General features: G+C 64.8%; 6 protein-coding genes. All 6 read right to left on the bottom strand.

Annotated elements, in window-relative coordinates:
* Positions 1 to 455: 455 nt before the first annotated feature.
* Positions 456 to 2,069 (bottom strand): AAA family ATPase, encoded by a 1,614-nt coding sequence (locus Q0K12_RS12080; protein WP_297263223.1) that lies wholly within the window; start codon positions 2,067 to 2,069, stop codon positions 456 to 458.
* A 156-nt stretch (positions 2,070 to 2,225) separates the two neighbouring features.
* Complete coding sequence (locus Q0K12_RS12075; protein ID WP_297263222.1) at positions 2,226 to 3,062, bottom strand: ABC transporter permease; 837 nt, start codon at positions 3,060 to 3,062, stop codon at positions 2,226 to 2,228.
* Entirely contained in the window at positions 3,059 to 4,099 is a 1,041-nt protein-coding gene (locus Q0K12_RS12070; protein ID WP_297263221.1) for an ABC transporter permease, read from the bottom strand. Before Q0K12_RS12070 ends, Q0K12_RS12075 begins: the two co-directional genes overlap by 4 nt.
* A gap of 4 nt (positions 4,100 to 4,103) precedes the next feature.
* Entirely contained in the window at positions 4,104 to 4,625 is a 522-nt protein-coding gene (locus Q0K12_RS12065) for a hypothetical protein (RefSeq protein ID WP_297263220.1), read from the bottom strand.
* A gap of 11 nt (positions 4,626 to 4,636) precedes the next feature.
* Positions 4,637 to 5,260, bottom strand: a complete 624-nt coding sequence (gene rdgC / locus Q0K12_RS12060) for a recombination-associated protein RdgC (RefSeq protein WP_297263219.1) — start codon at positions 5,258 to 5,260, stop codon at positions 4,637 to 4,639.
* A 105-nt stretch (positions 5,261 to 5,365) separates the two neighbouring features.
* On the bottom strand, positions 5,366 to 6,022 hold the full coding sequence (locus Q0K12_RS12055; protein ID WP_297263218.1) for an HAD hydrolase-like protein: 657 nt from the start codon (positions 6,020 to 6,022) through the stop codon (positions 5,366 to 5,368).
* Between the last annotated feature and the right edge of the window lie 170 nt (positions 6,023 to 6,192).

The raw sequence follows: 6,192 nt of genomic DNA, 5'->3' as shown, positions 1-6,192 counted from the left end.
AGAGTAGACATGGTAACCTCCGTCTCCATACCTACTCTTTTTTGAAGCGTATGGAAATAATGAGTCCTGACCCTAGAAGGCAAGGGGCGCAAGGTTGACCTTCAGGTATGTTCTTTGGATGGAGATACTCGTTTCTCTGCCGTTTCCTTTGTCGTTTCCCTTGATAAAAGCGCGCTGGGGAAGGGATGGGGGGCTTGGGGGGAAGGATCGCGAGAACGCCTTTTCTCGCTCCGCTGCGAAAAGGCTGGGCCTCCAGCGCAGGCGGCGACCGAAAGGCGGCCCGCAGGGCCGTGCCCGTTGCGACGAAGGAAGCTACGGGCATCGACAGCAGAGCGCGACCGAAAGGCGGCCCGGAAGGCCGTGTCCGTTAGGCGACGCAGGAGCCTTACGGACATCGACAGCAAAGCGAGGGGTTCCCCTTCCCCCCAAACAATAATGGATAGCGTCAGCCGCCCCTACTCCGCCGCCTGCCGTTCCTTCTCCAGGCTGCCGGCCACGGCCTCGCCCTGCGCGCCGCCTCCGGCCATGCGGGCCAGTTCGGCATGACGCTCCCCGGCATCGAGGCGGGCGCACACCGTAAAGGTGCTGTTGCCGCGAATCTGCTTGCTGACCTGAAAATGCCGCTGCGCCCGCGCCGCCAGCTGCGGCCAGTGGGTGATGAGCAGCATCTGCCGCTGTTCGGCCAGGCGGGCCAGCTTGTCGGCCAGCTTGTTGAGCGTCATGCCGCCCACCCCGGCGTCCACCTCGTCAAAGATGAAGGTAGCGTTCTCGGCCTTGGGGCGTACGCTGACCAGCGCCAGCAAAAAGCGGGAGAGTTCGCCGCCGGAGGCGATCTTGTCCAGCGGCTGCGGGGCCTGTCCCGGATTGGGGGCCCAGAGGATGCGTACCCGGTCGTCCTCGATGCCGGGCCAGACTTCCTGCGGCACGAAGTCCGGCAGCACGCGCACCTGTTCGGAGAAGCCCAGCTCCCGCAATTCCGCTTCCAGACGGCGGGCAAAGTCCTCCGCCGCCTGCCGCCGCTGCGGGCGCAGACGCTCCACCACCTCGCGCAGGGAGGCCGCAAGGCGGCTCTCCTCCTTGTCCAGCGCGGAGATGTCCAGCGCGCAGGCGTCGAGGAAAGAAAGATTCTCCTCGATCTCCTGCCGCAGTTCCAGGATCTCGTCCATGCTGCGGCGCAATTTGCGCTTGAGCTGGGCCAGCTCGTAGAGGCGTTCCTCCACGCTGTCCATGTCCGGCAGGTCATCGGGCACGGGCGGACGGCGCAGCACGCCGCTCAGGTGCTGGAGCTGTTGCCGCAGGGCCGTCACGGCCTCGGCATCGGCCTGAAGATCCTCATTGTTGTGGGCCATCTGATGCAGGAGGCGTTCAAGGCGGCCCAGCATGTCCAGCAGGCCGGGCTCATCCTCCCCGTGCAGCAGGCTGAGGGCTTCCTCATACTGCTCCCCGGCCTGCTCGGCGGCGCGGGCCTGGGCGCGCACCTCTTCAAGGCGTTCCTCCTCCCCTTCTTCGGGAGCCACCTTGTCGATCTCCTGCTGCTGCATCTCCAGCACGTCGCGCTTGTCGGCCAGCCCGGTCTGGCGCTGCCTGAGCTCCTCGCGGCGGGCCGCCACGTCGCGCAGCCGTCCCAGCAGCTCGTCCTTCTCCCGCAGCAGACCGGCATCCGGCAGGGCGCTTTCCATGAGACGGGCCTGAAAAGCCGGCTGCAAAAGCTGCTGCTGCCCGTGCTGGCTGGTATGCACCAGCAGCTCGTCCCGCAGCTGGCGCACGCTCTCTTGTGAACGAAGGCTATCGTTGACGTAGAGGCGGCTGCGACCGGTCTCGGCCAGCAGTTCACGGCGGATGATGCACTCCTCCCCGTGCAGGAGGAAGAGCGCTTCCACCTGCGCGCGTTCCGCGCCCGGGCGCACCATGTCCGCCGCCAGCTTGTCGCCCAGCAGGAAGCCCAGCGCCTTGAGGATGAAGCTCTTGCCCGCGCCGGTCTCGCCGGTGAGCACGTTCATGCCCTGCGCGAAATCCAGCTCCATGTCCTCGATGAGCGCCAAGTTCCGTATCCTCAGATGTTCCAGCATCGCCCTCCCCTTATAGCATTTTCAGTTTGAAACGCTTCACGTTTCAAACCATACGGCCTGGCGTTTCGCGGAAAAAACGCGGTTTTTCCGCTCACTTTGGGCCGGGCGGCGCTGTGCCGCCGCCTCGCATTTTGCCTTTTTCAAAGGCAAAATGCTCTACTGCTTGAGACGCGGGTCCAGCCAGTCGCGCAGGCTTTCCCCCAGCAGATTGTAGCCCAAAACGGTGATGAGGATGGCCAGTCCGGGATAGAGCGAGAGCCAGGGCGCGCATTCCAGCACGTTCTTGCCGTCCTGCAGCATGTTGCCCCAGGTCGGGGTGGGCGGGCTCATGCCCAGGCCCAGAAAACTCAGGCTCGATTCCACGAGAATGGCCCCGGCCACGCCCAACGTGGCGGTGATGAGGATGGGGGCCAGCGCATTGGGCAGGATATGGCCGAAGAGCATCCGCGCCGTGGAACAGCCCGCCAGCCGCGCGGCCGCCACGAATTCGCGTTCGCGCAGGCTGAGGGTCTCGGCCCGCACGAGGCGCGCGACGCCCATCCAGGACGTGAGGCCGATGACGACCATAATGTTGGCCAGACTGGGTTCCAGAAAGGCGATGACCGCCAGGATGAGGAAGAAGGACGGGAAACAGAGCATGACGTCCACGCCGCGCATGATGATCTCGTCCACCCAGCCCCGGAAATAGCCGCTGATGAGGCCGAGCACCGTCCCGATGCTCACGGAGATGCCCACGGCCACGAAACCCACCCAGAGCGACGCCTGTCCGCCGTACAGCAGGCGGGAGAACACGTCCCGCCCCAGCCTGTCCGTGCCGAGCCAGAACTCGGCGCAGGGCGGCATGAGGACGGCGTGGCCGTGTTCCTGCGTGGGATCATAGGGCGCGATGAACGGCGCGAACAGCGCGGCAAGCGTCATGACGAGCACGATGCCCAGCCCCAGCGTGAACATGAGATGCCGCCCCAGACAACGGCGCAACACTCGCGGCATCATGCGTTTTTCTCCTGTGCGGAACGGATGCGCGGATCAGCCAGCCCGTAACAGACGTCGGCCAGCACGTTGCCCGCCAGCGTCAGCACGGCCCCCAGCACCAGATTGCCCATGATCATGGTGTAGTCGCGCGCCATGACCGCGGCATAGAAGAGCTGTCCCAGACCGGGCAGCGCAAAGATGGATTCGATGATGACGCTGCCGCCGATGAGGCCGGGCACGGAAAGGCCCAGCAGGGTGATGACCGGCAGCAGGGCGTTACGCAGGGCATGCCGCCAGATGACCATGCGGCCGGAAAGCCCCCTCGCCTGCGCGGTGAGGATGTAGTCCTGCCGCAGCACTTCCAGCATGCAGGCCCGCATGTAGCGGGACATGCCCGCCAGCGAGCCCACCGTATACACCAGTATGGGCAGGGCCAGATGGCGCACGATGTCCACGCATTTTTCCCAGAAGGACATTTGCGGGAAGTCCAGCGAGGTCAGCCCGGAAATGGGCAGCCATTGCAGCTCCAGCCCGAAAAAGAGCATGAGCAGCAGCGCCAGCCAGAAGGACGGCATGGCGAAGCCCAGAAAGACCAGCAGGGTCACGCCCTTGTCCAGCCAGGAATTGCGGCGGCAGGCCGAAAGGATGCCCAGCGGCACGGCGATGCAGAGCGTGAGCAGCAGCGAGACCACGTTCATGCCCACGGTCAGGGGCAGGCGCTCAAGGATCTTGTCCAGCACGGGCCGGGCATCGGCCGACATGGACACGCCGAAATCCAGCCGCACCATGCGGGAGAGCCAGTCCAGGTATTGGACATGGAGCGGCTTGTCCAGGCCGTAGAGGGCGTCCAGCTGCCGCCGGGCCGCCTCGCCCGCCAGCGGGTTGAGCGTGGTCTCCATGTCCGTGGGCGAACCGGGCGCAAGGTGGATGACCACAAAACTGATGATGGTGATGCCCCAGAGGACGAGCAGCATCCAGATCAGCTTGCGTCCCAGCCGCAGCAAGAGCTGATGGCCGCCCCTTGCGCGGGAGCCGGAAGAATGCGACGCGCTGCCCATGTGGCTATTCCGTACGGGTCATCCACTGCCGCATGTCGTTGACTTCCCGCAGCCAGTCCGCGGACAGGCGCAGCCGCAGAAAACGCTGGAACAGGCTGTCCAGCAGGCCGGTGCAGACTTCCAGCAGATAGATCTTTTCCAGCAGCAGCGCGTCGGGGTCGCCATCGTCGCCGCTTTTTTCGATCTTGGGCGTTTTCAGGCTGTTGAGGCTGAAATCCTCGGCCCGCAGGCTGACCTGAAAGGCCAGCTCGTCCTTTTCCAGACGTACCAGCGCGCGGGACACCTTCTTGCCCGTGCCCAGCCCGAAACGGGCTTCCCGCAGGGGGGAAAGCGCCCCGGAGACCGAAGCGGTCTCCTGCGCCTCGCCCTCGCCGCCCTGCACGACGATGCGCTGTTCCATGCTCACGGCAAAGGGCGCGCCCTCCGCGTCCGTAAAGGCGCCGGGGGCCACGTCGCTCTGGTACCAGAGCCAGGTGAGGAATTCCTTGCCGAGGATGCTGTCCGTGGAGTCGCTGATGGTGCTCATTATCCCTCTCCTCAGGCGTTGACGGCAAATTCCGTGGGTTCCATGCGGTCAAGGCGGCTCATGGTCTCCTCATCCAGCAGCGTTTCCGCCAGGCTGTAGGGCGTCAGCTGCTCCAGGTGCACGTCGAAGCTCTGGAGGAAGAACTCCATGAACAGGTCGATCATCCTGTTCTGGGTGGAGGCGAACCAGACTTCGTTCCTGGCCGTGTTCCAGATGACGTTGAACTCGGCAGGCACTGGCAGGAAGCGCTGCCGCAGGCGCAGCAGCACCTGTTCCTTCAGCTCCTTCTTGCGCTCGCGGGGAATGAAGTTCTTGCCCTGCGCCTGCATGCGCTCCTTCTCCTCGCGCAGGGCCAGCGCCAGATGCTTCTTGACGACGCCGGCCGGGATGCGCCGCGTGTCCAGCCGCAGGGAAAAGACGAAATACGCGCCCTTCTGGGGCGGAGCCGTGCGCCAGGCGCTGTCCAGCATATCCTCGAAGCAGACCCAGCCGTGGGCCTGCATCTCGGGCAGCTCGTCGATGTCCTGAAAGGCGTACTGCCGGAGCTTGTCGGGCACGGCGTTCCACTGCTCGTCAGTCATGCTGTCCAGCACGCGAAAGCGCGTGAAGCTGCAGCTGGAATTGGCAAATCCCATATCCTGTCCTCCGCATACGGCGGTTGATTGTCCATCCGGCCCCGGCCTTGTCGCCGGGAGGCATCGCCCCCTGTTGTACGCAGGGCCGCGGCGTCTGGCAAGGCGTCAGGCCGGCAGCAGCAGGCGGCGCAGGTCGTCCACCGAATCGCACAGATGCTCCGCACCCGCTCCCGCCAGCTCCTCGCGGCTGCCGTAGCCGTACAGCACGCCCGCGCACGGCAGCCCCACGGCATGCGCGCCCTCCACGTCATGATGACGGTCGCCGATCATGAGCGGACGGGCTTCCGGCGGCAGCTCCGCCAGCCCCAGCGCATAGCGCAGCACGTCCGTCTTGTCGTGGCGCGGGCCGTCCAGCTCCGCTCCGGCCAGCACGGTAAAATACGGCAGCAGGCCGAAATGCTCCACGATGACCCGCGCGAACGGCTCCGGCTTGGCCGTGGCCAGATGCACCCGCACGCCCGCCGCGGTCAGCGCGGCCAGCAGATCGGCCATGCCGTCATAGACGCTGTTCTCAAGCATGCCCCGCTCACGGTAATATTCCCGATAAATGCGCAGGGCCGTACGCGCTTTGTCCGGCTCCTCGGGAAAATACACGGCAAAGGACTCCAGCAGCGGCGGCCCGATGAAAAAGGTGAGGCTCTCACGCGGCGGGCGCAGGCCAAAATGCGCCAGCGCCAATTGCACGCCATTGAGGATGCCGGGCGCGGAATCGGTCAGCGTGCCGTCCAGATCAAAAAAACAGTCCGTAAAGGGTGTGGTCATGGTCTCTCATATACGCTGCGCTGCGGCACGAATGCCGCCGCTGGCTTGTTGGTACGGTGTACTCGATTTTTGGGGGGGAGGGGCCCCCCTCGCCTAGATAGTGTCGTCAAATTATGTTTGCCCACAAAGATATGCATCTAATTTGAACGGCGGCAAGAAAAGAGGCGCAT

Source organism: uncultured Desulfovibrio sp., assembly GCF_944324525.1.
Classification (GTDB): domain Bacteria; phylum Desulfobacterota; class Desulfovibrionia; order Desulfovibrionales; family Desulfovibrionaceae; genus Desulfovibrio.
The sequence above is the reverse complement of the archived record's forward strand: the minus strand, read 5'-3'. Positions and strand labels throughout refer to the sequence as shown.

Bases quoted from the DNA above. Each gene is read 5' to 3' on its own strand.
- Q0K12_RS12080 (WP_297263223.1), bottom strand. From the start codon at position 2,069: ATGCTGGAACATCTGAGGATACGGAACTTGGCGCTCATCGAGGACATG.
- Q0K12_RS12065 (WP_297263220.1), bottom strand. From the start codon at position 4,625: ATGAGCACCATCAGCGACTCCACGGACAGCATCCTCGGCAAGGAATTC.
- Q0K12_RS12070 (WP_297263221.1), bottom strand. From the start codon at position 4,099: ATGGGCAGCGCGTCGCATTCTTCCGGCTCCCGCGCAAGGGGCGGCCAT.
- rdgC (WP_297263219.1), bottom strand. From the start codon at position 5,260: ATGGGATTTGCCAATTCCAGCTGCAGCTTCACGCGCTTTCGCGTGCTG.
- Q0K12_RS12055 (WP_297263218.1), bottom strand. From the start codon at position 6,022: ATGACCACACCCTTTACGGACTGTTTTTTTGATCTGGACGGCACGCTG.
- Q0K12_RS12075 (WP_297263222.1), bottom strand. From the start codon at position 3,062: ATGATGCCGCGAGTGTTGCGCCGTTGTCTGGGGCGGCATCTCATGTTC.